Source organism: Wenyingzhuangia sp. IMCC45574, from assembly GCF_054182685.1.
Window position 1 is genome coordinate 2880405 of record NZ_CM135169.1, and the last position, 25629, is coordinate 2906033.

Annotated in this window: 24 protein-coding genes and 1 tRNA gene; 19 read left to right on the plus strand and 6 right to left on the minus strand. The window is 32.7% G+C overall.

The features are described 5' to 3' along the window. The first annotated feature begins 49 nt into the window (after positions 1-49). The 7 genes from ACXHHC_RS12235 (at position 50) to ACXHHC_RS12265 (ending at position 9260) form a co-directional block, all read left to right on the plus strand. Entirely contained in the window at positions 50-1483 is a 1434-nt protein-coding gene (locus ACXHHC_RS12235; protein ID WP_458226662.1) for an OmpA family protein, read from the plus strand. Positions 1484-1571: 88 nt separating this feature from the next. Continuing rightward, positions 1572-3008 (plus strand): OmpA family protein, encoded by a 1437-nt coding sequence (locus ACXHHC_RS12240; RefSeq protein WP_458226663.1) that lies wholly within the window; start codon positions 1572-1574, stop codon positions 3006-3008. 118 nt (positions 3009-3126) lie between these two features. Next, the gene (locus ACXHHC_RS12245) at positions 3127-5880 is read left to right on the plus strand and encodes a PD-(D/E)XK nuclease family protein (protein WP_458226664.1); all 2754 of its coding nucleotides are present in this window, start codon (positions 3127-3129) and stop codon (positions 5878-5880) included. Next, complete coding sequence (locus ACXHHC_RS12250; protein WP_458226665.1) at positions 5880-6725, plus strand: alpha/beta hydrolase family protein; 846 nt, start codon at positions 5880-5882, stop codon at positions 6723-6725. The genes ACXHHC_RS12245 and ACXHHC_RS12250 overlap by 1 nt, the downstream gene beginning before the upstream one ends. Beyond that, positions 6712-8043, plus strand: coding sequence for an MATE family efflux transporter (locus tag ACXHHC_RS12255; protein WP_458226666.1), 1332 nt, complete (start codon positions 6712-6714; stop codon positions 8041-8043). Before ACXHHC_RS12250 ends, ACXHHC_RS12255 begins: the two co-directional genes overlap by 14 nt. 7 nt (positions 8044-8050) lie before the next feature. Then, complete coding sequence (locus ACXHHC_RS12260; RefSeq protein ID WP_458226667.1) at positions 8051-8809, plus strand: enoyl-CoA hydratase/isomerase family protein; 759 nt, start codon at positions 8051-8053, stop codon at positions 8807-8809. Position 8810: 1 nt separating this feature from the next. Further along, on the plus strand, positions 8811-9260 hold the full coding sequence (locus ACXHHC_RS12265) for a 6-pyruvoyl trahydropterin synthase family protein (protein WP_458226668.1): 450 nt from the start codon (positions 8811-8813) through the stop codon (positions 9258-9260). Between the two features lie 5 nt (positions 9261-9265). Here ACXHHC_RS12265 and ACXHHC_RS12270 read toward each other — a convergent pair whose 3' ends face one another. From ACXHHC_RS12270 to ACXHHC_RS12285, 4 genes are all read right to left on the minus strand, one after another. Next, the gene (locus ACXHHC_RS12270) at positions 9266-9601 is read right to left on the minus strand and encodes a hypothetical protein (protein WP_458226669.1); all 336 of its coding nucleotides are present in this window, start codon (positions 9599-9601) and stop codon (positions 9266-9268) included. Between the two features lie 82 nt (positions 9602-9683). Next, the gene (gene pth, locus ACXHHC_RS12275) at positions 9684-10268 is read right to left on the minus strand and encodes an aminoacyl-tRNA hydrolase (protein ID WP_458226670.1); all 585 of its coding nucleotides are present in this window, start codon (positions 10266-10268) and stop codon (positions 9684-9686) included. A 144-nt stretch (positions 10269-10412) separates the two neighbouring features. Beyond that, positions 10413-10985, minus strand: coding sequence for a 50S ribosomal protein L25/general stress protein Ctc (locus ACXHHC_RS12280; protein WP_458226671.1), 573 nt, complete (start codon positions 10983-10985; stop codon positions 10413-10415). 8 nt (positions 10986-10993) lie between these two features. Further along, positions 10994-11935, minus strand: coding sequence for a ribose-phosphate pyrophosphokinase (locus ACXHHC_RS12285; RefSeq protein ID WP_458226672.1), 942 nt, complete (start codon positions 11933-11935; stop codon positions 10994-10996). Positions 11936-12053: 118 nt separating this feature from the next. Here ACXHHC_RS12285 and ACXHHC_RS12290 point away from each other — a divergent pair. The 12 genes from ACXHHC_RS12290 to ACXHHC_RS12345 all read left to right on the plus strand — a co-directional run bounded on the left by ACXHHC_RS12290 (position 12054) and on the right by ACXHHC_RS12345 (position 22682). Continuing rightward, positions 12054-12135, plus strand: a tRNA-Leu gene (locus ACXHHC_RS12290). A 190-nt stretch (positions 12136-12325) separates the two neighbouring features. Beyond that, entirely contained in the window at positions 12326-12916 is a 591-nt protein-coding gene (locus ACXHHC_RS12295; protein WP_458226673.1) for a 7-cyano-7-deazaguanine synthase, read from the plus strand. Beyond that, on the plus strand, positions 12873-13883 hold the full coding sequence (locus tag ACXHHC_RS12300; RefSeq protein ID WP_458226674.1) for a hypothetical protein: 1011 nt from the start codon (positions 12873-12875) through the stop codon (positions 13881-13883). The genes ACXHHC_RS12295 and ACXHHC_RS12300 overlap by 44 nt, the downstream gene beginning before the upstream one ends. A gap of 2 nt (positions 13884-13885) precedes the next feature. Next, positions 13886-14815, plus strand: coding sequence for a CBASS oligonucleotide cyclase (locus ACXHHC_RS12305; RefSeq protein WP_458226675.1), 930 nt, complete (start codon positions 13886-13888; stop codon positions 14813-14815). 562 nt (positions 14816-15377) lie between these two features. After that, positions 15378-16037, plus strand: a complete 660-nt coding sequence (locus tag ACXHHC_RS12310; RefSeq protein ID WP_458226676.1) for a hypothetical protein — start codon at positions 15378-15380, stop codon at positions 16035-16037. Positions 16038-16239: 202 nt separating this feature from the next. After that, a complete protein-coding gene (locus ACXHHC_RS12315) occupies positions 16240-16473 on the plus strand; it encodes a hypothetical protein (RefSeq protein WP_458226677.1) in 234 nt (77 codons plus the stop codon). 88 nt (positions 16474-16561) lie between these two features. Continuing rightward, positions 16562-16945: a response regulator transcription factor gene (locus tag ACXHHC_RS12320; RefSeq protein WP_458226678.1), complete on the plus strand. Its 384-nt coding sequence runs from the start codon at positions 16562-16564 to the stop codon at positions 16943-16945. A gap of 431 nt (positions 16946-17376) precedes the next feature. Further along, complete coding sequence (locus ACXHHC_RS12325; RefSeq protein WP_458226679.1) at positions 17377-18375, plus strand: GntR family transcriptional regulator; 999 nt, start codon at positions 17377-17379, stop codon at positions 18373-18375. 24 nt (positions 18376-18399) lie between these two features. Further along, a complete protein-coding gene (locus ACXHHC_RS12330) occupies positions 18400-19278 on the plus strand; it encodes an aldose epimerase family protein (protein ID WP_458226680.1) in 879 nt (292 codons plus the stop codon). Between the two features lie 42 nt (positions 19279-19320). Next, positions 19321-20463: a galactokinase gene (gene galK / locus ACXHHC_RS12335; protein WP_458226681.1), complete on the plus strand. Its 1143-nt coding sequence runs from the start codon at positions 19321-19323 to the stop codon at positions 20461-20463. 28 nt (positions 20464-20491) lie between these two features. Then, positions 20492-21514 (plus strand): UDP-glucose--hexose-1-phosphate uridylyltransferase, encoded by a 1023-nt coding sequence (locus ACXHHC_RS12340; RefSeq protein ID WP_458226682.1) that lies wholly within the window; start codon positions 20492-20494, stop codon positions 21512-21514. Positions 21515-21701: 187 nt separating this feature from the next. Beyond that, on the plus strand, positions 21702-22682 hold the full coding sequence (locus ACXHHC_RS12345; RefSeq protein WP_458226683.1) for a beta-agarase: 981 nt from the start codon (positions 21702-21704) through the stop codon (positions 22680-22682). 153 nt (positions 22683-22835) lie between these two features. Here the strand turns inward: ACXHHC_RS12345 and ACXHHC_RS12350 are convergent, their stop codons facing one another. After that, entirely contained in the window at positions 22836-24032 is a 1197-nt protein-coding gene (locus ACXHHC_RS12350) for an IS256 family transposase (RefSeq protein WP_458226684.1), read from the minus strand. Positions 24033-24178: 146 nt separating this feature from the next. Further along, entirely contained in the window at positions 24179-25495 is a 1317-nt protein-coding gene (locus ACXHHC_RS12355; RefSeq protein WP_458226685.1) for a right-handed parallel beta-helix repeat-containing protein, read from the minus strand. Between the last annotated feature and the right edge of the window lie 134 nt (positions 25496-25629).

Consider the following 25629-nt stretch of genomic DNA (forward strand, 5'->3'; position numbering starts at 1 on the left):
TTTATATATTTGTTCTGAGAAAGAGGTAAAAACTAAATAATAAATAAAAATGAAAAGATTATTACTTGTTGCTTTTGCAATATTAACTTTCGGAAGTGCGAAAGCACAAGACGAGATCAGACCATGGGCAATTGGTGTTGGTATTAATACAGTAGATATTAGTCCGTCAGGGGTTTCAGATATTGGAGACCAAATTTTTAACGATTATATTGGTCCTTTTAAGGATACTAATACGATTCCAGTCCTAAGTAGAATATATGTTTCTAGATATTTAAATAAAAACTTTACACTTGATTTTGCTTTTGCTTATAATAGCATAAAAAAACAGTACAGTGAGGAAGAGTTAGTTGATTCTCATAGTTATTTATCTGGAGACTTAGGTCTTAGATATGATCTAAATAATGTTATTGGAGATACTAAGTGGTTTGATCCATATGCGAAATTAGGTTTAGGTTTATTGTTAACCACAGGAGATGATTTAGCAGCTCCTGCTTCTTTAGGTTTAGGATTCAATACATGGTTTAATGATAAAGTAGGACTGAATTTTGAGACAAGTTACAAGTCTAGTGCTCATTTAGATGGTGTTGAGATTTTAGGTGTAGAGGATTTAGGAACAGCTGGTAAAGTAGGTGATTATCATTTCCAACACTCTATTTCTTTAGTTTATAAGTTTGGAGCTAAAGATACTGATAAAGATGGAACTCCAGATAAAGAAGATTTATGTCCAGAAATTGCTGGGTCTAAAGAATTCTTCGGTTGTCCTGATACAGATGGAGATGGAATTGTTGATAAAGATGATCAATGTCCTAAATTAGCTGGTTCGGCTAGAACTAAAGGATGTCCTGATACTGACAAGGATGGAGTAGCAGATAAAGACGATGCTTGTCCTAACGTTAAAGGATTAAAAGCTTTACAAGGATGTCCTGATTCTGATAACGATGGAGTAGCAGACAAAGATGATGCTTGTCCTGCAGTTGCTGGAACAGTAGAGACTAAAGGTTGTCCTGATGCAGATGGAGATGGTATTGCTGATGCTGAAGATAGATGTCCAGAGGTTGTTGGAACAAAAGAATTTGGAGGATGTAACGAACCAGAATTATTAGCTTTAGGAACTCCTGGAACTACACCAACTAAAGGAGAGTTAATCAAGACAGTAGAGTTTAAATTTGGTGCCTATACATTCAAATTGGGTGTTAAAGATCAATTAAACGAAGTTGTTAAATTACTTGATGAAGAGAAAATAGCTGGATTATATGTAGAAGGACATACTGATAGCGCTGGTCCTGCTGCTTACAATGTGAAGTTGTCTAAAAAGAGAGCTCAAGCAGTTGTAGATTACTTAGTTGCTAAGGGAATTGATGAGTCTAAGTTAATCATCTTAGGATTCGGTGAAACTCAACCTAAGTCTTCTAACAGAACTTCTAAAGGTAGAGCTGAAAACAGAAGAGTTGAAATTTCTATTATAGAAGTAAAAAAGAACTAAGTTTTATTACAATTTATACTTTATTAAACATAAAAAGAACCGCTCGCTGAGCGGTTCTTTTTATGTTTAATATTCAATACAGGTTAATATGAAAAGATTACTAATATTTTCGCTAGTTATAATTTCTTTAGGAGGGTACTCTCAAGATAAAAAAGCAACACTTTGGACTATTGGTTTAGGGATTAATACAGTTGATATAACACAGTATAAATTGTCGGAAACGGGTGACTTATTTGTAGATTATATAGGCCCATTTGTAGATACTAATACGGTTCCTTTTTTTAGTAGATTGGTGTTGAGTAGGTATTTAAATAGAAGTTTAACCATTGATGGTGCATTAGCATATAACAAGCTTAAGAAGCAGTTTGGAGAGTCTAAGGTTTTTGATTATAATTTTATTTCTGGAGATTTAGGTTTAAGATATGACTTTAATAATATAATTGGAGAAACGGGTTGGTTTGATCCATATTTTAAAATAGGGCTTGGTTTTGCTTTAGTAGAAGAAGCTGATTTGTCAATACCTGTTTTTGGTGGTTTTGGTTTTAATACATGGTTTAATGATAGGTTTGGACTAAATTTTGAAACCAATTTTAAAACAAGTACTCCTTTTTCAGGAAGTAATTTTGTAGAGGCAGCAGGTATTGGTCGTAATTTTATGCATCATTCCATATCTGTAGTTTACAATTTTAGTCTTAAAAAGGATACAGATAAAGATGGAGTAGCAGATAGAGATGATTTATGTCCGAATGTAAAAGGGACTAAGGAGTTATATGGTTGCCCAGATAAGGATGGAGATGGTGTGATTGATGCGGATGATAAATGTCCTAATGTAGCAGGTGTTCAAACTAATTCTGGTTGCCCAGCAGAGAAGGATACTGATGGAGATGGTATTGTTGATAAGTTAGATGTTTGTCCTGGAATAAGAGGTTCTAAAAAAACAAATGGATGTCCTGATGAAGATAGAGATGAAGTTGCTGATAAAGATGATGTTTGTCCACTAGTTCCTGGAAGTAAAGAACTTAGAGGGTGTCCTGATTCTGACGGTGATGGAATTGTAGATTCAGAAGATAGATGTCCAGGAATTGCTGGCTCTAAGGAGTTTAATGGATGTTCTGAGCCTGATGTATTAAGGCTTTCTGATGCAGGAGCCGATGCCTATGTAAAGTCTAAAGGGAAATTGATAGAAACCGTGAATTACAAGTTTGGAGCGGTGGCTATTGAATACAGTGTGCAACAAAAATTGAATAGAGTTGTGGATATGCTATTGGCTGATACTTCTACAATTGCAGGTTTTTATGTAGAAGGACATACGGATAGTACTGGGTCTGCTGCTTTTAACATGAAGTTGTCTATTATGAGAGCTAAATCAATTGTTAATTATTTGGTAGATCAAGGAGTGGAGAGGTCTAGGTTGAGAATTTTAGGATATGGAGAAAGTAAACCTAAAACAACAAATGCAACACGAGAAGGTAGAGCGATTAATAGAAGGGTAGAAATTTCTGTTTTATTGTTAAGTCGAGAATAGATTTTACGAATTAAATAAATTAAAGCCCACTCTTAAGAGTGGGCTTTTTATGTTATGTTTATTTATATTAGTACTATATATCGGTATGAATCTCATTTCGGTTATTCTCTAAGATTTTATGGATACTTTTTTACAAGAAGTTGCTGAAAGAATAGTAACAGAAAACAATAATTTAAAGGATTTAGTTTGTGTAATTCCGAGTGAAAGAGCTGGAGTTTATCTTAAAAATAAACTACGTCAGCAGTTGTCTGGAAAAGCTTCTTTTTTGCCTAGGATTATAAGTATAGAAAACTTCATTAAAGAGATTTCTAGTTTGGAAAGCATGGATCAGGTTTCTTTAATTTTTGAGTTTTATAAAGTTTATAGAGCCAATTATAAAGGTGATCAACCAGATTCTTTTGAGCGTTTTATAGGTTGGGCTACCATAGCAATACAGGATTTTAATGAAATAGATCGTCATTTGGTAAATGCAGCGCAAATTTTCTCTTATTTAACCGATTTACAGAATATAAAAGATTGGTCTCCTACTAAGGATGATGAGACTGAAACGATTAGTAATTATATGTCTTTTGTAAAAGAGTTGTACAAATACTATCAGGAATTTTTGGTTGTTTTGTTAGAGAAAGGAGCGGCTTATCAGGGGTTGATTTATAGAGAGGCATATGAAAAACATCAATCATATATAGAAAAACATGAAGCCAAGTCTTTTTATTTTATTGGATTTAATGCTTTAAATAAAGCGGAGGAGGAATTGTTCCAAAGTTTTTTAAGTATAGATGGAAACAAAGCTTTTTGGGATATAGATGCTTATTATTTTGAAGGGAAACATGAAGCAGGTACTTTTCTGCGAAAGTTCTTTAATGATTGGAATTGTTTAGAAGGGGAGGAGCAAAAAAAGTGGATTCAAAATCATTTTAAGCAAAAAAAGAATATTCAGGTTTTGGGAGCTCCGTTAAATGTAACGGGCGTTAAAGCGGCTACTTCTTTTTTAAAGAACGAATTAAATCCAAATGAAACTGCAATGGTTTTGGCAGAGGAGGATTTATTGCCTGTTGTATTAAATTCTATTCCAGAAGAGGTTAAAAATGTAAATATTACCATGGGGTATTCTTTAAGTAATATACCCTTTTCTAGCTTGTTTCAAAGTTTGTTCGATTTGTATTTGAATAAACAAAAGCTAGGGAAAAATGCATTTTATTTTAAAGATATCATTGCTGTATTAAGACACTCGTATGTTTCAAGTTTTTCAGAGAACGCTAGTTCTAATATCATTCAAATTATTACAAAGAATAACTTAGTTTTTATAACGCATCAAGAGTTAGAAAAGTTGTTTAGAGAACATGAATTAAAACAAGTCATTGTTGATTTATTTCAAGACAATTATTCTATAAATCATTTTTTAGCAAGTGTAATGACCTTTATTCGCTTAATGGAAGATGAAACAACAGGTGTTGATTTGCTATATGTAAAGAGTTTTAAAAAGGTAATCCAGGAGGTCATCAATTTAAATGATCAATACAAATATATAGAGAGCTTTAAAGTGTTGTCTAAAGTGTTTTATAGATTGTTATCATTAGAAACAGTAGATTTTAAAGGAGATGCATTAGGAGGGATGCAATTGATGGGGGTTTTAGAAACACGCTGTTTGGATTTTAAGAATGTAATTATGACTTCTGTAAATGAAGGAGTTTTGCCATCAGGAAAAACCGAGCGTTCTTTTATTTCTTTTGAAGTAAAACGTTACTTTAATATGCCTACTTATCTAGCCAAGGATGCTATTTTCTCGTATCATTTTTATAGGTTGTTACAAAGAGCAGAGAATATTTTTTTGGTATACAACACACAAACAGATGATTTTGGTAGTGCTGAAATGAGTCGTTTTATTACTCGTTTATTAATAGACAAAGAAGAGGAGACAGTACATAGAAATGTAGTAACGGGGTTGCACACTATAGAGGAAAAAGCAAGAGAAGTTAAAAAAACAGAAGAGGTAATGGTTGCTCTAAAAAGTTATTTTCAAAAGGGAGCCTCTCCAAGTAGAATTATTGAATATATAAATGATCCTTTGGAGTTTTACTATAAGATGGTTTTAAAAATAAAAGAAACAGAAATAGTAGAAGAAGAAGTAGCTCATAATACTTTAGGAACTGTAGTGCACGACTCTTTAGAGTTTTTGTACATGCCATATATAAATAAAATTTTGTTGGAGCAAGATATTAAGTCTATGCTAGAACAAGTTGATGTTATGGTGAAAAGTAAGTTTAAGGAATCGTTTAAAGATGGGGATATTACAGCTGGTAAAAACAGACTAATTAGTGAAGTTGCAAGGCAGTTTGTATTAAACTTTCTAAACCTTGAATTAAAAGAGATTCAAGCAGGAAAAGAAATTGTTGTAAAAGAGCTAGAGAAAGAATGCCAAACAGTATTGATTACTGCACAAGGACACCAGGTGAAAATAAAAGGGAAGATAGATAGGGTAGACGAAGTAGATGGAGTATTGCGAATAGTAGATTATAAAACAGGAAAAGTAGAAGCTAAAGATTTAAAGTTGTCTGATGTTACTTTGGCAACTACTGATTATAAACATCATAAAATTGTACAGGTTTTAATGTATGTGTTAATGTACACAGCTACAGAAAAAATAGATGTAAACACTAGAAAGCTAGAAACTGGAATTTATTCCTTTAAAAATCTAAAAGCAGGTTTCTTGGCTATGAATTTTACTGAGAAGTATAGAGGAAAAGAGCATCAGGTAACAGAAGAAAATCTAAACCTATTTAAAGACAGTTTATTAGGGTTGATTGACGAAATATTAGATAACAAGCTTAATTTTGTAGAAAACTTAGATAGAGCATTTAAAAAAGAAGCTTAATGATTTACAAGAATATTCAGATAGAAGGAAAGCACGTTAGACCTATTCTAACCGATTTTCATTTTACCAAAGATGGTGCAAAAAAGCCTGTAGTGATTTTTGCGCATGGTTACAAAGGTTTTAAAGATTGGGGAGCTTGGAATTTAATGGCTACCGAATTCGCAAAACAAAACTTCTTTTTTGTAAAGTTTAACTTTTCGCACAATGGAGGAACAGTAGAACAGCCTATCGATTTTCCAGATTTAAAAGCTTTTGGGCAAAATACGTTTACTAAGGAATTAGACGATTTGCAATCGGTGATTGATTATGTGGTAAAGAACGAAGAATTTGCAGATGAATTAGATTTGGATAATATTACTCTGATTGGACATTCTAGAGGTGGAGGAGTGGTAACTTTAAAGACACGTGAGGAGTCTAGGGTTAAGAATGTAGTTTCCTGGGCAGGAATTTCTGATATAGAATCTAGATTCCCAACCGGATTTAAAATGTTTCTATGGAAGTTAAGAGGAGTTGGCTACATTAAAAATGCTAGGACGAAACAAAAAATGCCGCATTATATTTCTTTTTACAAAGACTTTGTCGCAAATAAAGAAAGACTACATATAGAAAGTGCAGTAAAACAAATTACAGCAAATCATTTGTTGATTCACGGAACAGACGATGTGGTAGTAAAACCTGTTGAGTCGGAGAATGTTCATAGTTGGAATCCTAAGAGTACTTTAATAACTATTCAAGATATGAATCATGCGTTAGGGAATTCGCAGCCCTATACAGAAAAAGAAATGCCTGTAGATTTACAAGAAGTAGTAAGAAAAACAATTGCTTTTATTCATGAGCAATCCTAAGTTTTCTTTTAAGTACATCAATAGTATTGCGGTTCCAGCAATTATTTCGGGAGTAATAGAGCCCGTTTTATCATTAACAGATACAGCAGTTGTAGGGAATGTTTCCATCAATGCAAAAGAAGCCTTGGCGGCAGTTGGTATTGCGGGTTCGTTTATTGCAACACTAGGTTGGATTTTTACTCAGAGTAAAGTAGCAATTGCTGCTTTGGTTGCAGAATACCTTGGTAAAAAGCAACTAGATAAAATTATAGGATTGCCTGCTCAGGTAATTGCTATTAATATCACCTTAGGCTGTCTTGTTTATGCAATTACTTACTTTTTAACCATACAGATTTTTAAAGCCTATAATGCAGAAGGATTGGTCTTGGTGTATACAAGTTCCTATTATAAAATTAGAGCACTTGGTTTTCCCTTGTTATTGTTTATAGTCTCTGTATTTGCAATTTTTAGAGGCTTGCAAAATACCTTTTGGCCAATGGTTATAAGTGCAACAGGGGCTGTTTTAAACATAGTGCTAGACTTTGTATTGGTTTATGGAATAGAAGGGTTTATTCCGGCTATGCATGTAGAAGGAGCGGCTTGGGCAAGTGTAATTGCTCAGGTAGTTATGTTTGTTTTGGCCTTAATTTTACTCTTTGTAAAAACCCCATTCAGACTTAAGATCATTTGGAAAGTACATCCAGAGTTACATAGGGCTATTGGTATATGGTTTAATATGTTTTTAAGAACTGTGTTGCTAAATATTAGTTTAACAATGTCCAATGCTTATGCTACCAAATACGGATCGGAATTTATAGCTGCTTTTACAATAGCATTTCAAATTTGGTTGTTTTTTGCCTTTTTTATTGATGGTTACGCGAGCGTAACGGCTATAGTTTCGGGTAGATTAAAAGGGGAAGGGAATTTTTTAAAATTAAAGATTCTAGTAAATACGGTAACCAGATATGCTTTGACGATCTCTATTTTTCTAAGTATTTGTTTTTTGATAGGTTACAGATATATTGGGGAGATTTTTACAAATGACGAACAAGTAATCGCAACTTTTGAAACTTTCTTTTGGATGGTATTAGCAATGCAACCATTAAATGCCATTGCATTTGTGTACGATGATGTGTACAAAGGAATGGCCGAAGCTGTAACATTAAGAAACACACAGTTGGTTGCTACCATTGGTGGATTTGTGCCAACTTTATTAATTTTAGACTACTTTAACTTTGGGATTTTTGCAATTTGGGCGGCTTTTGTTGTGTGGATGTCCTTAAGAGCCTTACTTTTGCGTTTGAAATTTGTAAAGCTGTTAAAGTTAAATTTAACATAAATTATTTATGACAACTGCATACGTTACATCTACAGTAAAAAATAAAATAGCTGAAATTGAGTTTTTTAATCCAGCGAGTAACTCTCTAAATAGCGAGCAATTAAAAGAATTGTCTCAGGCTATTTTAGAAGCAGGTACAAACAATGCAGTACATTTAATTCATTTAAAAAGTGCTGGGACAAGAGCTTTTTGTGCAGGTGCTTCTTTTGATGAATTGTTACAAATTGAGGACTTAGAAAACGGAACTCAGTTTTTTATGGGTTTTGCCAATGTCATAAATGCAATTAGAACGTGTGGTAAATTAGTGGTAACATCTATCCAGGGAAAAACTGTAGGAGGAGGTGTTGGTATTGCAGCTGCTAGTGATTATGTGTTAGCTACAGAGGCTGCAAGTATAAAGTTATCGGAATTAAGTATTGGTATTGGTCCTTTTGTGATAGAGCCAGTGGTTTCTAAAAAAATAGGTTTAAACAATATGGCGGCTCTGTCGTTAAATCCTACAGGATGGAAAAATGCAGTGTGGGCAGAAGATAAAGGCTTGTACAATGTTGTTTGTGCTAATATAGAGACTTTAGAAGAGCAGGTGGCTGTTTATGTAAATGAATTATCTAGCTACAATCCTAAAGCATTACACGAGATGAAGAAGGTGTTGTGGCAAGGGACAGAGAATTGGAATGACTTACTAAAAGAAAGAGCTGCAGTTAGTGGTAAGTTGGTGTTGTCTAAGGAAACAAAAGCAGCATTGTCTAAATTTAAAAATAAGTAAGATGAGCAATATAAGAATTACTAAGAAGTTCGATTTTGAGACCGGGCACGCTTTGTATGGTTACGATGGAAAGTGTAAAAATGTACATGGACATAGTTATAAGTTATTTGTAACTGTAATTGGTACTCCTATTAGTGATTCTAATAATGTAAAGTATGGTATGGTGATAGATTTTACAGATTTAAAAAAAATTGTAAAATCAGAGATAGAGGATGTATTTGATCACGCAACAGTTTTTAATAAAAATACACCTCATGTAGAATTGGCTAAAGAGTTAGCAGATAGAGGGCACAATGTTATTTTGGTAGACTATCAACCAACAAGCGAAATGATGATTATAGATTTTGCTGAGAAAATTAAAAATAGATTGCCAGAGAATATTCAATTACATTCATTAAAACTTCAAGAAACGGAGAGCTCTTTTGCAGAATGGTTTGCGAGTGATCAGTAAGTAGATTACAGGTTGCTTATTGTTGGTTTGTCTGAGTTTTTAGAGCGTATTGAAAAGTAGGTCTTTACACTAAAAACAACGGTTAAAAAGACCAAACAGGCCAAAGAAGCTATAAATAAATGATGTGTATTACTTGGGAACAATAGGATAAAATCGTAATCCTTTATAGTGGCAGAATAGCTAGATACACAAAAAGGAAACACAAAGAGCCTTATTTTACCCAATAAATCTTGTTTAGTGCCTTGTTGATTGGTAGAAAGTACCAATGCAAACCCGATAATACAAGAAATACCAGCAGCACTCATCCAAAGTTTTAAAGAAGGATCAAAATAGATACTCATAATGGAGATATACCAAATTAGGTAACACCATAAAATGATTTTTTGAGTTTTAAGATCTCTAAAATAGCTAAGGAGTTTCATATTATTTTATGTCTTCAACTTGTTTTCCATTGTACAAATTCATGGTGTTTCCAATACCCGCAGTTCCAAAACTTACAATTAATTTAGCTCCTTTGTCTAGCAATTCTGGTAGGTAACGTTCTTCATCTGCATTCCATTCTCCCAAAACATAATTAACTTGTTTCCCTTTGCTAAATACTGCGCTAATACCAAAACGAAAACGAGCATAGTTTTGATTTCCTAATTTTTCGTTAATGTCTTTTAAACCGTTGTGTCCTCCTGCACTTCCTTTTGCTTTTAGTCTAAAAGTTCCAAAATCAATGTTTAAATCGTCAGAAATCACTAAAATATTTTCTTGTGGTATTTTCTCTAGGGTCATCCAGTATTTTAGCGCTTTACCGCTTAAATTCATATAAGTAGATGGCTTTAACAATACAAAGGTTCTCCCTTTAAATTTAAATACAGCCACATCTCCTAATTTTTCGGTGCTAAAAGAAACGTTTTGTTGTTTTGCAAGTTCGTCTAGTACTTTAAAACCAATATTATGGCGAGTGTTTTCGTAATCAGCACCAATATTTCCAAGTCCTACTATTAAATATTTTTTCATGGGATCTGTTTCGTTAGTCAGTTGTTTTGGTTGAAACCATTTAGAGAAAAAGGCCATATTTTTTTAAATCAAATATAACATTCTATTGCATAAAAAAGAGCGTTGCAATAGCAACGCTCTTTGTTTATATGAAAAAGATGAAATCTATTCTTCTTCTGTAGTAGCTTTAGCTGCGTTACGAGACATTTTAACTTGAGCAACAACAGTGTTGTCATTGTGTAAAATTTGGTATTGATCGTTTCTTAATTTAGAAACGTATAATTTGTTACCAATTTCTAATTCAGAAATGTCTGCTTCTACGAAATCTGGTAAATTAGCTGGAATAGCTTTTACTTTTAATTTACGTAAGTTCTGACGTAAAGCACCTCCCATTGCAACACCTTTAGAGTTACCAACAACTTTAACAGGTACGTTCATTGTGATTTCTCTATCAGCATCTAATTGATAGAAGTCGATGTGTAAAATACTATCGTTAATTGGGTGGAACTGGATGTCTTGTAAAACAGCATCGTAAGTTTTTCCGTCTAATTCAATCTTAGCAGTATATACGTTTGGAGTGTATACTAAGTTTTTGAATGCTTTTTCTTCTGCTGAAAAGTGTAAAACTTCATCCCCTCCGTAAATAACGCAAGGAACCTGACCAGCATTACGTAAGGCTTTAGTCGCTGACTTACCTACGCTTTCTCTTTGAGATCCTTTGATTGTAATTGATTGCATAATATATATTAAATGATAAATTTATCCGTAATTGACTTAAAGTTTTGGACTTTGTCCATTACCTCGGCAAATAAGGGAGCGCAAGATAGCACTTTTATTTTAGAATTTTGTTCTTTTAATGGAATAGTGTCAGAAGTGATAAACTCTGTTAATTTAGAGTTTTCAATTCTCTCGTGAGCGTTACCCGATAATAATGAGTGGGTTACAATAGCTCTTACGCTTAAGGCACCTCTTTCAATCATTAAATCGGCTGCTTTCGTTAAGGTTCCAGCAGTATCAGCCATGTCATCAACCAATACAACATTTTTACCTTGTACGTCTCCAATTAGCTCCATATGAGAAACTACATTGGCTTTTTCTCTATGCTTGTAACAGATAACTACATCGCTTTTTAGATATTTAGCATAGGCATAAGCTCTTTTAGAACCTCCCATATCTGGCGATGCTACTGTTAAATTGTCTAGTTTTAAAGATTCTAGGTATGGTAAAAAGACTGTTGATCCGTATAAGTGATCTACTGGTTTTTCAAAGAAACCTTGAATCTGACCAGCGTGTAAATCCATAGTCATTACACGAGTTGCACCAGCAGCTTCTAATAAGTTAGCTGTTAATTTAGCCCCAATAGCTACACGAGGTTGATCTTTTCTGTCCTGACGAGCCCAACCAAAGTAAGGCATAACCGCAGTAATGTGTTTTGCAGAAGCTCTTTTACAAGCATCTAATATTAATAACAACTCCATTAAGTTGTCAGAATTTGGGAAAGTAGAACCTATAATAAAGACTCTTCTTCCTCTTACAGTTTCGTTAATTACAGGCTGAAATTCACCGTCGCTAAATCTAGATACGGTTAAATCACCTAATTCTGTTCCGTAGTGTTTAGCAATAGACTCGGCTAATTCTCTACTTTGAGAACACGCAAAAACTTTTGGAGTTAGTTGGTTTACAGACATTTGTATGAGTGTTGAGAATGATATTTTTATTCGATTGCAAAAATAGGTTTTTTTTTTGGATTGATTTAATGTTAAAACTTAGATATTTTTTTACATTTGCAGCATCAATTTCAAGAATGCCTAGGTGGCGGAATTGGTAGACGCGCTGGATTCAAAATCCAGTTTCTTCGGAAGTGCGGGTTCGATTCCCGCCCTAGGTACTAAGCCCTAACTCTTTTGAGTTAGGGCTTTTTTTATCCCACATAAGTCACTCATTTTAAAAAGTAATGATGATAACATTCCTGTTTTATTAAAGGTTATTCATATCTTTATGGATGAAGACTTGAATTTTTCTAATGAGTAGGTTTGTTTTAATGTCTCATGAAATAATGTTTTTATTTATTTCTGTTTATGAAAAGGAATGCTTTAGTTTTATTTAGCGGAGGTGTTGACTCTTTATGCTGTATTTGGTATTTCAAACAATTAGGCTACAATGTAAAAGGTTTATTTGTTGATTATGGTCAAGTTGCCTTACGTCAAGAAGAATTAGCTATAGAAAAGTTGAAAGCCATTTTGGAGGTTGAAGTTATAAAGATAAATTCTAAAATTAATTTAAATCTCGATAGTGGTTTTATACAAGGTAGAAATTTACTGTTATTGTCATTGGCATTAGCTAATAATCCATACAATAGCGGAGTCATTAGTCTAGGTATACATTCGGGAACTAATTATGCAGATTGTTCCCAGACTTTTGTTGAACTTGGTCAGAAAATGTTAGATTTATATACAAATGGGAATTTGTTTCTAGATTGCCCGTTTATAGAATTTAATAAAAGAGATATCTATAATTATTTTTTAGAGACGAAAATTCCAATCAACTATACTTATAGCTGTGAAAAAGGTTTAGAGCCTCCATGTGGTGAATGTCTTACATGTTTAGACTTAAAAAAAATTGAAAATGAAATTAAGAACCAGTGTGATAAAACATCCTCTAGGAGTTGATGTTAGAACTCCGTTATTAGTGCCATCTTATTCTAGTAAAGGTTTTGCAATTCATGATGGAAAATCAGAATTATGTAATACTATGGAGTTTGCCAAAGAGTTTATTTATGAATCACAACTAATAAGTGCTTATGATGTCTACCATAACCACATGCCTAATATAGATTCTATTAATTCAACTCAAATAACTATTATAGATAGTGGAGGGTATGAAACGTCAAATAATTTTGATTTATCTGAAACAAGGAAATATGATAGGGGTACAAAGGAATGGACTCAAGATTTGTTAGAAGAATTTATTTCTAATTGGACAGATTTACATCCTGCTATTATTGTAAGTTATGATAATGTAGATTTAAAAATCCCTTTCAAAGATCAGGTTCATAGTGCAAAAATCTTTTTTGAAGATAAAAAACAATTTTTATCAGACTTTCTAATAAAACCAACTAATGCTGATTCAATTTTTGTGGATATCGATGAAATCATTGAAAATATTGAATTATTAGAAGGGTTCGATATAATAGGTATAACAGAAAAAGAGTTAGGGGGGGCTTTTTTTGAACGAATGAAGAATATTTATATTCTAAGAGCAAAACTAGACGAAATAGGGATATCTTCTCCGATACATATTTTTGGAGCATTAGACCCATTGTCGGTAATTCTATATTTCATTTTTGGAGCAGAAGTTTTTGATGGATTATCATGGTTGAAATATGATTATTATAATTGTTGTGCTTCTTACATGAATAATTCAACTGTACTTAAAAATTTTGAGAATATTTTTGTCTCAGATAATGAAATAAGACTAGAGAGTATTAAAGATAATATTTACAAATTAGAGTCTTTGAAAGAACTATTAATAGACTTTGTAAGAGAAAAAAAATATAATGTGTTCGATGATATTGGAGGTGAGGGATTTGGAAACAAAATAGAAAAAATAGTTGAAAACGTTTTAAAAAAAATATAGATATGGGAGGTTCTGGGGGGAGTTTTGATTCATATTCAAGCCCAAGTGATTCTGCAAATAGGATTAGAGAGGCAGAAAAAGAGTCTTTAGATAAAGCATATGAATCGGATGTTAATACAGTTTTGAATGATGTTCTAAAAGGACTGAATAATAGGCCGGTAGAGGAAATTAATTCACATATTGAAACCTTAACAAAGGCATTGAATTCAGATATTGAAGGTGTGGTAGATTTGTTTTTTGGAGGTTCGGTTGAGAAGCATACATATGTAAATGGTCTTAGTGATGTTGATTCGCTAGTAGTTCTAAATAATTCAGAACTTTCAAATAAATCACCTAAGGAAGTACTTGATTATTTTGCTGATAAATTGAGAAATAGACTTCCAAATACTGAAATTACAATTGGAAAATTAGCCGTTACAGTAAAGTATTCTAACGGAGTTGAAGTGCAATTATTGCCTTCGGTTAAGACAGAGACAGGTTACAAGATAGCATCTCCTAATAAAGAAAATGAATGGTCAAAAGTTGTGAAGCCAAGGAAATTTGCTGAAAAACTGACATCTGTAAATAAGGCAAATGCAAATAAAGTTGTTCCTGTCATAAAACTAGTTAAATCTATTATTTCTTCGCTTCCAGAAGCGAGAAGAATGTCGGGATATCATACCGAATCTATGGCAATAGAAATTTTTAAAAATTATTCTGGACAACAGCAAACTAAAGCAATGTTAAATCATTTTTTTAGTGAAGCCTCCAAAAAGGTTTTAACTCCAATTAAAGACTCAACAGGTCAATCTAGACATGTAGATAGTTATTTAGAAAAAAGTAATAGTACGAAAAGAAGAATGGTCGCTGATTCTCTTTCTCAGCTTAGTAGAAAAATAAATAATTTAGATGCTAAAAAGAATAAAGAGTCTTGGAAAGAATTATTTAAATAGGACATGAGGCAAGAGCTTAACAGAAAATATAAGGTTACTAATATGTTGATTACGATGCATTCAATATTGTATCATAAATTCAAAAATAAATCTTCGATAGGAAATATATTTTTCGTTTTGACTGCGATTATTCTAAATGTCTTTACTTTCTTTGATTATGAATACTTGACATTTACTGGGTTTGAAGAAAAAACTATAAAGAATATAGTTTCTGTATCTTCTTTAATCATTTTTTTACTGTCAATTATTTTTATGCTAGTTGATTGGTCTAAGAGAAGTGAGCAACATTTAAGTGCTGTTAAACAGTTGTCTAGATTGATAAATGAGATGAGACTAGTGAGAGGAATAGAGGATGAAACAGAGTTTTTACATAGAGTATTACTTGTCAATGAATTGTATAATCAAGTAAACGAGTCACTACCTAAAATACCTGATAATAGCTTTAATTATCTAAAATCTAGACATTATAAAAAGGTAGAATTAAGTAAATTCATAGATTTGCATAAAGGAAAACCGTATTGGTTTATAAGGTGTCTGTTTTTTTTTACTAAAATTTACAATAATGGAAAATATTGATTCTATTGCAAAAGCTTATTTTATTGCTAAGAAATTTGTTATAAACAAAGGCTTTTCGAGTGAAATAGATTGGCAGGAAGAAATATGCTTTTCAAGTATGAGTTCTGAAGTTTTTTTAAAAGAGTATTCGTGGGTTGTTTTAGCTTCAGGTCTAAGCGACAATGTAGTGTCTAAAGTTTTTCCGAAAATTGAAAAAGTTTTAAAATCATGGAAAAACCTTAATTATATAGTGACAAACTATGACAGGCTAAATAAAAAACTTTTAACAATATTTAACAATAAGCTCAAAATAAAAGCAATATTAGATACCAGTATAATAATAGGTTCTATTGGGGTAGAAAGTGTGAAGTCAGAAATTCAGGAAAAAGGAATTAAATATCTAGAATCCTTCAAATTCATTGGAAAGATTACCCGTTATCATTTAGCTAAAAATATTGGTCTTGCTTTTGCCAAACCAGACAGACATTTGATTAGAATTTCCAAAAAAATAGGATTTGAATCCCCACACTTATTATGCTCTGCTATTTCAGATTATATTTCTGAAAAGATCCAAGTAGTTGACTTAGTTTTATGGAGGTATGCTACCATTGATAAGGATTATGAAAAAAAAATAGAGAAATTAAATCTATCGTTCCGAGATGATTAAATGTGTCACTATATATTGAAAAGGCAGGAGTTAATGGTCTAAGAGGTTGTTTTTTACTATGAGAAATACCAGTTCTTCATCAATAAAAACTTATTTTAGAGGAAGTCATTTTTAATAGCTAGAAAATGAATAATAATTCAAAAAGTCCCTTGCATCAGGTTTGGGATAATGGAGACTTGTATCTAATAATGGCGAGGTACTCTTGTCTAAGAACACCGTTAAGAATTTAATAGGTAAAACAATTGCTGTTGGACCGTTTTACTATTTTGCCGTAAATTTTACCAATTACCCAGATATTTTAATAGAACAAAAGAGTCCTTCTTTATTAGATTTCTATAAAATATCGGAACAGGAAGCAGGTTTTGAATTTCTCATCAATAGAATTCATCCAGATGATGTAAGCTTTATGCAAGAATGCGAAGCTATTTTTAAATAGAGCACTACAAGAAGTATATGCCACAGGTATTACCAATGTAAAAAGTAGTTATGCCTACCGAGTAAAAGATGGAGAAGGCAGATATCGATTGATTTTGCATCAGGGAATGGTAATTCAAGAAGGAGAAGAAGGAAAGTTGGCTTACAGTTTACTTATCCATACAGATATAGAACATATTACCAATATCAATCCAAGAACCATTTCTTTGTTTGGGTTTAATGGTTATCCATTGTTTATTGGAGTAGATCCTTTTGAGGATTTTGAATTTAAAGAAAAAGCCAATTTATACACCACAAGAGAAACAGAAGTATTACGATTAACGGGCTCGGGTTACTCTAATAAGGAAGTGGCAGATGCTTTGTTTTTATCCGAAGAGACTATAAAATCACATAAAAAGAACATCTTGGCAAAATCAGATTGTAAAAACATCACAGAAGTAGTGACTCGGTGTGTTAAAAATGGTTGGATTTAACCATAATAGAGCATATTTAACAATTTTTTTACCTTAAACTCCCTCTTTTTGGGGATTTACTTCAGCCATAATTTATTAGAACTTTGTAAGAGCTATTAAAAATGATTTTTTTATCTGTCTTTCGAATAGACCTTCTATTCGAACAGGATTTGTTGTGTTGAATTTTTTGAAAAATGAAGGCATAATACTATACATAGTTTTGAACTACCCTGTTTACTATCAGTTCAATTAAAGTACCCCTAGTTTTAGTTGAAAGTATACATTAGATGAGTTTTTTGCTCATCTAATGTTTTACATCTTATTTAGATACTTATTCTCAGTGTGTAAAAATACCGCTCAAAAATTGTTAAGAAATCAACTCTAAGCTTAAAAAATAGATTTTTCACAAAAACATACCAGTACATACCAGTTTTTTTATTTATATTTGATGCATGACTTTAAACCCTATAGAAAGAAAACTAGGTACACCTAAATACAGGCAGATAATTAACGCTGTTGTAGAGGCTATTGTAGAAAAAAAACTTTGTAAGGGAGATAAATTACCTTCTATAAGCAGTATTCAAAAAGACAATAAGGTATCTAGAGATACGGTCTTAACCGCTTTAAATGAATTAAAAACTAGAGGAATTGTACAATCTATAGCAGGTAAGGGCTATTATGTGTTAAGCGAAGATGTAGGTACAGAAAGAAAAGTTTTCTTGTTGTTTGATGAATTAAATGCCTTTAAAGAAGACTTGTACAATAATTTTTTAAAAAACTTAGAAGATAATACGGAGGTAGATATCTATTTTCATCACTTTAACCCTGCTGTGTTTACCAAATTAATTTACGATAACATAGGTAATTATAGTTCTTATATAATTATGACCGCCAATTTGGAGAATACATTAGATGTAGTGGAAAAGTTACCAAAGGAAAAAGTCTACATATTAGATCAAATGCACAAAGAGTTTAGTTCTTACGCAGCCATTTATCAGAATTTTGAGAATGATATTTATACCAATCTTACAGAAGGATTGGCTTTGATTGAGAAGTATTCTAAAATGGTTTTATTATTTAATGAAAAGATACAGCCTTTGGGAATGAAAGTTGGTTTTGAAAAGTTTTGCCAAGAACATCAACTAGATTACGAAATAGCTGCTTCTGTGGAGGAAAGAAATCTAAGTAAAGGCGAAGTGTACATCATTCCAGACGACAGAAACTTAATTCGAGTAGTTAAGAAAATCAAGGAACAAGAATTGATTTTATCAGAAGATATTGGGATTATTTCTTACAACGATACCTTATTAAAAGAAATTGTAGAAGGGGGAATAACTACCATTTCTACAGATTTTAAGGCCATGGGGAAACGTTTGGCAGAGATGATTAATAACGATGAACATTTACAAATAGAAAATACGAATCAGCTTATTTTAAGACAATCATTATAGGCTAAAAATTAAAAATAAAGAAAATTGTATACTATTAATCAAACACAAGAAAACGGATTGGACTATGTAGTGCTTACAAGTGCCAATGCGAGTGCAAAAATATGTTTGTCTAGAGGAACCGCTCTAGAAGAACTAGTTTTAGGAGGAATTCCAGTTATTAAAGATTTACCAATAGACTATTCAAGTTCTTATGCTTCGTCTATTTTATTTCCATTTGCCAATAGAATTAAAGATGGAAAGTACGAGTATAACGGAGAAACGTTTCAGTTAGATTGTAACGAAGGAAACCTAAACAATGCCTTACATGGTTTGGTATACGATAAAACTTTTGAATTAGTGGCTTCGCACGATGCTGATGAAAGTGTAACGGTAACTTTAGAATATGTTTCTAAAGATAAAGTAGCAGGTTTTCCGTATGATTACACGGTTAAGGTAACCTACACTCTTGCCAAAAGAGGTCTGTCTTTAGATTTAGTTGTTGTAAACAATGACACTAAAACATTCCCTTTTACTTTAGGATGGCATCCTTACTTTTTAAGTAGTGATTTATACAACAGTAGTTTGGCTTTTGAAAGTGATAAAACAATTGCTTTTGATGAGCGAATGATTACCAAAGATGTGATTGAAGGTGCGGTAGCAATGCCAATAGAAATTAAAGACAATCAATTAGACGACTGTTATGCTTTGTCTAAGAGTGCTGTTGTTTTTAATACACCAAATTATAAAATGACAATTGATTCTTCTGCAGAAGAAAACTTCTTTCAGATGTACACACCACCGGTAGATAATACCATTGCTTTAGAACCTGTAACAGGAGTTTCTAACAGTTTAAATAACGGAATGGGAGTACAAGAGTTAGCAGCAGGAGATAGCTATGAAATTACATGGACAGTTGCAATTTAAGACTGTTTTAATATTATAAAAACCATAAAATTTAATTCATAAATGGATACCAAATTAGTTCAAAAAGTATCAGAGAGTTTTGCAAAAAACTTTTCATCAGAGCCAGTTTTAATTTATTCACCAGGACGTATCAATATCATTGGGGAGCATACAGATTACAATGCAGGATTTGTATTTCCAGCTGCTATTGATAAGGGGATTGTTGCTGCTATTCAAAAATCAGAAGGACAATCTACTGCAATTGCTATAGATATGGACGAAACATATCAGTTTGATACAGCAAACCTAAATACAGAGAATTTGTCTAGCTGGCATGCCTATGTTGTTGGTGTGGTTGCAGAAACTCAAAAGTTAGGAAAGACTGTAGGTAACTTTGATATTGTTTTTGGAGGAAATATTCCTGATGGAGCAGGTATGTCATCATCTGCAGCATTAGAAAACAGTGTAGTGTACGGAATTAACGAATTGTTTGGTTTAGGATTAACCAAGTACGAAATGATTTTAGTTTCTCAAGCTGCTGAGCACAACTATGTAGGTGTAAAATGTGGGATTATGGATCAATATGCATCTATGTTTGGAATAGAGAACAGTGCATTATTGTTAGACTGTAGAACCGCAAAAGCTGAGCCTTTTACTATTGATTTTGGAGATTACCAATTATTATTGTTCAACACCAACGTAAAACACAAATTATCTGATAGTGCTTACAACGATAGACGTGCCGTTTGTGAAAAAACAGCAGAGTTGTTAGGTATTGATGCATTAAGAGATGCTACAGAGGCTGACTTAGAAAAAGTAAAAGATCAGTTGTCTCAGGAGGATTTCCAAAAAGTAGTATACGTTGTACAAGAAAATGCAAGAGCAGAAGCTGCTGCTGTAGCAATGAAAGAAGGAGATTTAGTAAAATTAGGGGAATTAATTTATGGTTCTCATAACGGATTACAACACCAGTACAAAGTAAGTTGTGATGAGTTAGACTTCTTAGTAGACTTATCAAAAGAAAATCCTGATGTTCTTGGAGCAAGAATGATGGGTGGTGGTTTTGGTGGTTGTACAATCAACTTAATTAAGAAAACTGCTGTTGCAGACTTTAAAGAAAAAGCAGTAGCTGCTTATACAGAGAAATTCGGACACGAGTGTTCTCCGTACGAAGTAGCCTTATCTGACGGAACACACACAATTTAATAAGCAAACCAAGAAAATAAATAGTAAAATGGATCAACATTTAGAAGATTACTCTCACAAGAGGTTTAATATTTTAACTGGAGAATGGGTATTAGTTTCTCCACATAGGTCTAAAAGACCTTGGCAAGGACAAAACGAAGCCGTTAATAACGAAAAAAGACCTGAATACGATGAGTCTTGTTATTTATGTGCAGGAAATACTAGAATAAGTGGAGATGTGAATCCTAAATATACAGGTACGTACGTTTTTACAAACGATTTTGCTGCATTGCAAAAAGACAGTCCTTCTTTTGAAGTTAATGATGGATTGTTAAAAGCGCAAAGCGAAACAGGAATTTGTAAGGTTATTTGTTTTAGCCCAGATCACTCTAAGAGTTTGGCAGATATGGATGTGCCTGGAATTACTGAGGTTGTTAAGACTTGGCAAAGAGAATACAAAGAGATTGGAGCAAACGATGCTATTAAATATGTGCAGATTTTTGAGAACAAAGGAGCTGTAATGGGATGTAGTAATCCGCATCCACACGGACAAATTTGGTCTCAGTCTAGTTTGCCAAACGAGGTAGAGAAAAAAGACAGAACGCAAAGAGCTTATTTTTCTGATAAGAACTCTAGTTTGTTAGGAGATTACTTAGCACAAGAATTAAGTGGAGATAGAGAAAGAATTATTTATGAAAACGATGCTTTTGTAGTATTAATTCCTTTCTGGGCTATTTGGCCGTTCGAAGCAATGATTGCTCCTAAGAAACAATTAAATTCTATTTTAGATATGACAGAAGAAGAAGCTGCTTTATATGCAGATGCAATTTCTGTGTTAACTAAAACATACGATAAGTTGTTTAACACATCTTTCCCTTACTCAGCTGGAATTCACCAATCTCCAACAAACGGAGAAGATAATTCTCACTGGCATTTCCACATGAGTTTCTATCCACCTTTATTAAGAAGTGCAACGGTTAAGAAATTTATGGTAGGTTACGAAATGTTTGGTACTCCGCAAAGAGATATTACTGCAGAAGGAGCTGCTAAGAGATTAAGAGATTTACTATAGTTTTATAGTATTTACACCATATAGATATAACCCCTTAAAAGACATCTAGTTTTTTAAGGGGTTTTGTTTGTTCAGTTCTGTCTAGTTGCTATGTTCTAGTTTATATTTTGTTGTGTTTTTTTCTAATTCTGTGCCCCTCGCTTGGAGGTTAACAATATAATTTTGTTACACACAAAACAACAATAATATGTTTACAGATAATATAGTACAAAGGTTTAAAACGCCTCTTTTTTGTTTATTAATAGTGTTTATTAGTTGTGCAAATGACAACGCTGATACATACATTCCTCCTGCAGAAGAAAAGGATCCTCCTGTAGAGGAAACTCCAGATACTCCTAAAGTAATAGACGTAACCAAGGCAGACCTTTCTAAGCCAACTTTTACTTCTTTTGATGATACTACTCCAGAGGGAATGGTATGGGAAAAAGTAGAGGCTTTATCCGATGAATTTGATATATGGAATGGTAGCAAATGGACAAAGACCAACTGGAATTATGGGGGTACTCCTGTAAATATGGTAAATACCAATTCTGGAGTAACAGATGGAAAACTATGGATAAAGGCAACTTGGGATAAAACAACAGATGATAGATGGTTTAAAACATCTAGAGTTCGATCTAAAACAAAGATTAAGTTTCCAATGTATACAGAATGTAGTATTAAAACAGCGCACATATCAGCCTTTAATACATTTTGGTTAAACAATGGAGATAGCAATAATAGAGATGAGATAGATATTATCGAGAACAATTCAAAACCAACTTTAGATCCAACAGCTAGTTTTGCATTGGATGAGTATCCATGGCAAATGAATTCACAATATTTTATTGTAAAAAATGGAGAGACAGAAAGGAATAAAGGGAATTCAAGCAATAAGAACTTGTCTGAAGGAAATACTTTAAGGGGAGTTAAATGGAACGAAGCATATCATGTAGTGGGAGCTTGGTGGAAAGATGCTTACAATGTGCAATTTTACTTAGATGGTGAACCGTCTGGAAGCGTAACTACAAAGCAGCCATTTACTTTAGAGCAATTTTTAATTTGGGATTTATGGACACAAGATTCTCCTTGGGTTGGTGGATTGCCTCCAAAACAAGAGTTAGAAGATGAGTCTATTAACACAATGCGAGTAGACTGGGTAAGAACGTGGAAGTTAAAAAGCAAGTAATAACCTTGTGTAGAGAGTGAATAAGTAGTTAACTATTTTAATTTAAAGCTTACAGGTAATGAGTTAAATAGTAAATGTATTTATATTTTAAGTTAGTTAGTAAATGACACTGTCCCTTAATTTGTGTAAGTTCTAAAAATAGGGTTTAGCTACTTATAGCTGGATCCTATTTTCAAATATAGCTAAAAACTGGTTTAGTATTACTCCCCAATTTCTGATAGGCATCGTCCATTTTTTAGTTGATTCTCTTAAAGCTAAAAACACGGATTTAATTACTGCATCATCGGTTGGGTATGAGAGTTTATTTTTGGTATACTTTCTAATTTTTCCATTTAAGTTTTCAATAAGATTAGTAGTGTAAATAATAGTTCTAATCTCTACAGGGAAGTCAAAGAACACAGTTAGTTCATCCCAGTTGTTTTCCCAACTTTTAATAGCATAGGAGTACTTAGAGTTCCACTTCTGCTTAAAGTCTTCTAAAGCAGCTTTGGCTGCCTCTTTAGTAGGAGCTGTATAGATTTCTTTCATATCTTTAGAAAACACTTTTCTATCTTTCCAGACCACATATTTACAAGAGTTTCTAATTTGGTGTACCACACATATTTGAGTTACCGATTCAGGGAATACGGTCTTTATAGTATCTGTAAATCCATTTAGATTGTCCGTAGCTGTGATTAAAATATCCTGAGTTCCTCTAGCTTTGATATCAGTTAAAACCGTCATCCAAAAAGCGGAAGATTCATTCTTACCTAACCATAAACCTAGTACTTCTTTTTTACCATTGGTTTTCAATCCCACAGCTATATAGATGGTCTTGTTGATGATTTTTGAGTTTTCTCGAACTTTAAATACAATTCCATCCATCCAAACAATCAAATAGCAAGGGTCTAAAGGTCTGTTTTTCCAAGCAACGATATCTGAGTTGATTTTATCTGTAATTCGAGATATAGCAGAACTAGAGATATTGAAATCATAAAGCTCTAAGACTTGTTGTTCAATATCAGATACGGACATCCCTTTGGCATAGAGGCTAATAATGATGTTTTCTACACCATCTAAAGTATTTTGTCTCTTCTTTACAATCATAGGGTTAAAACTACCGTCTCTATCTCTTGGAACTGTGATTTCAGATTCCCCTAAACTAGTTTTGATTTTCTTTTTGGAGTAGCCGTTACGTGTATTATCACTTAGAGAAGTTTGGTGTTTGTCATAGTCTAGGTGAGCATCTAATTCTCCCTCTAACATTTTTTCAATTCCTCTTTTTTGAATCTTGGCTAAAAAATTACTCAATTCATCGCCCGTTTTGAATTGCTTTAAAAAGTCGTCGTTTAATAAGTCTTCTGGTTTCATAAAGTGTAAAATTAATAATTAAACAAAAAAACAGGGTTTGAACATCTTCAAACCCTGTTTTTAGAACTTACACACTTTATGGTTTAGTGCCTAGTAAAGCAGTGATGGTGGTTCTTCACTGCTTTCTTTTTATACTACATTCTGTTTTATTGTTTAACTATTTGTGCTGTTGATACAAAATTTCCATTAGCAATGGCTTGGTTTCTGTTAAAACCATTAAATCTAGAGTTGTTGTCTTTTAAAATAGTTTTAGCACCAGAATTTACATTTACAATATTTACAGCTTTGGTTACTTCTGTGTTTATAGTGTTGTTTCCTTCAAAAGTTATAGTTCCATTTAAATAAGCAGAGGTAACAGCAATGTCTCTAGTTGTGATGTCGTTATTTTTAATAATAATATTTCCAGAGCCTTTTGCTTTTTTTTCAGCTTCTGTAAAACTTCTTCCTTGCCCATGACCAACTTTACCAGTAGAAAACACAAGGATTCCACTATCTGCAGGGTTGTTTATTTGATTATTGGTGATGGTTATATTTTTGCTTCTGTCTTCTATGTGTATAGGTTGAGAATATCCAGTTTCTGTTCCTCCAGCAAAATAATTGTCATCAATCAGTACATTTTTAGTGTATGCTAGTGCAATGTTAAAGCTCTTGGTTAAGTAAAATTTATTTTTTGTAAAACTAATATTGCTATGTTCTATTAAAGATTCTCCAATACCGTATGTAGGATCGTTCTCATCTAAAAGGGCTCCATCAAAAGATACTTGATGGCTTCCGTTGTAGAATTTATTAGCATTCACCGAAAAATTCCTTAAAATAGGGCAATCCCTAGCAACCAAGCCAAACCAATTGTTGAAGAAGCAATTATCAATTGTAATGTTTTCAAAACTACCTTCAAAAAATAAACCTCTTGTGGTATCGGTTATCGATTTTTGTTTCATTGCGCAGTCCTTAAACGTTATGTTTTTATAAAGAGTTGTTCTGCTGTTAATACTTCCGTTTTGATTGATACTTCCTATAAATGCAGCTCTGTATCCTTGTCCGTCGTTAATAAGAAGTTGAAGGTTTTCTATAACAACATTATTCGTTTTTACAACAATTAACGAGTTAAGAATGTGGTTTTTTGATTTATGTGGAGCTGTTCTAGTAAATTTTAGTTTGTAATTATCTCTAAGATCTCCTTTTATAGTTGTGTTAGGTTTGTCTATTACTATAGCTTTGGCATTACTGTCAAAGTCAATATGAACATCTACCAAAATTTCGTTGCTGCTGTTTGCTTTGTTAACAGCATCTAAGAGTTTTTCATAATTGTTGCCTCCTGTTTGTTCGGATACTTTTAGAATTGTTTTTGTTGTACTAGTAGTGCCTGTTTTTTGTTCTTCAGTTGTAGATTCAATAGCAGTTGTGTTTTTTTCGCATGCTAGTAGTGTGAACAAAAAAATAAAAAATGTTGCAGCAAATTTCATAACAATAAGTTTTTTTTATGATTAATAATGCGGCAATTTAGAGTTTAAGTTTTTGTTTAATAGGTTGTTATGTAGTTTGTGGTTCTTTAAAAACCATTTGTGTTCTAGAAAAAAAGGAGTTAAATTTGTTACGA

Coding starts and splice junctions, on each gene's coding strand:
- ACXHHC_RS12325 (WP_458226679.1), top strand. CDS start 17,377: ATGACTTTAAACCCTATAGAAAGAAAACTAGGTACACCTAAATACAGG.
- ACXHHC_RS12355 (WP_458226685.1), bottom strand. CDS start 25,495: ATGAAATTTGCTGCAACATTTTTTATTTTTTTGTTCACACTACTAGCA.
- ACXHHC_RS12250 (WP_458226665.1), top strand. CDS start 5,880: ATGATTTACAAGAATATTCAGATAGAAGGAAAGCACGTTAGACCTATT.
- ACXHHC_RS12310 (WP_458226676.1), top strand. CDS start 15,378: ATGGAAAATATTGATTCTATTGCAAAAGCTTATTTTATTGCTAAGAAA.
- ACXHHC_RS12245 (WP_458226664.1), top strand. CDS start 3,127: ATGGATACTTTTTTACAAGAAGTTGCTGAAAGAATAGTAACAGAAAAC.
- ACXHHC_RS12350 (WP_458226684.1), bottom strand. CDS start 24,032: ATGAAACCAGAAGACTTATTAAACGACGACTTTTTAAAGCAATTCAAA.
- ACXHHC_RS12280 (WP_458226671.1), bottom strand. CDS start 10,985: ATGCAATCAATTACAATCAAAGGATCTCAAAGAGAAAGCGTAGGTAAG.
- ACXHHC_RS12300 (WP_458226674.1), top strand. CDS start 12,873: ATGAAATTAAGAACCAGTGTGATAAAACATCCTCTAGGAGTTGATGTT.
- ACXHHC_RS12240 (WP_458226663.1), top strand. CDS start 1,572: ATGAAAAGATTACTAATATTTTCGCTAGTTATAATTTCTTTAGGAGGG.
- ACXHHC_RS12340 (WP_458226682.1), top strand. CDS start 20,492: ATGGATCAACATTTAGAAGATTACTCTCACAAGAGGTTTAATATTTTA.
- ACXHHC_RS12235 (WP_458226662.1), top strand. CDS start 50: ATGAAAAGATTATTACTTGTTGCTTTTGCAATATTAACTTTCGGAAGT.
- ACXHHC_RS12255 (WP_458226666.1), top strand. CDS start 6,712: ATGAGCAATCCTAAGTTTTCTTTTAAGTACATCAATAGTATTGCGGTT.
- ACXHHC_RS12295 (WP_458226673.1), top strand. CDS start 12,326: ATGAAAAGGAATGCTTTAGTTTTATTTAGCGGAGGTGTTGACTCTTTA.
- ACXHHC_RS12265 (WP_458226668.1), top strand. CDS start 8,811: ATGAGCAATATAAGAATTACTAAGAAGTTCGATTTTGAGACCGGGCAC.
- ACXHHC_RS12345 (WP_458226683.1), top strand. CDS start 21,702: ATGTTTACAGATAATATAGTACAAAGGTTTAAAACGCCTCTTTTTTGT.
- ACXHHC_RS12260 (WP_458226667.1), top strand. CDS start 8,051: ATGACAACTGCATACGTTACATCTACAGTAAAAAATAAAATAGCTGAA.
- pth (WP_458226670.1), bottom strand. CDS start 10,268: ATGAAAAAATATTTAATAGTAGGACTTGGAAATATTGGTGCTGATTAC.
- ACXHHC_RS12285 (WP_458226672.1), bottom strand. CDS start 11,935: ATGTCTGTAAACCAACTAACTCCAAAAGTTTTTGCGTGTTCTCAAAGT.
- galK (WP_458226681.1), top strand. CDS start 19,321: ATGGATACCAAATTAGTTCAAAAAGTATCAGAGAGTTTTGCAAAAAAC.
- ACXHHC_RS12270 (WP_458226669.1), bottom strand. CDS start 9,601: ATGAGTATCTATTTTGATCCTTCTTTAAAACTTTGGATGAGTGCTGCT.
- ACXHHC_RS12305 (WP_458226675.1), top strand. CDS start 13,886: ATGGGAGGTTCTGGGGGGAGTTTTGATTCATATTCAAGCCCAAGTGAT.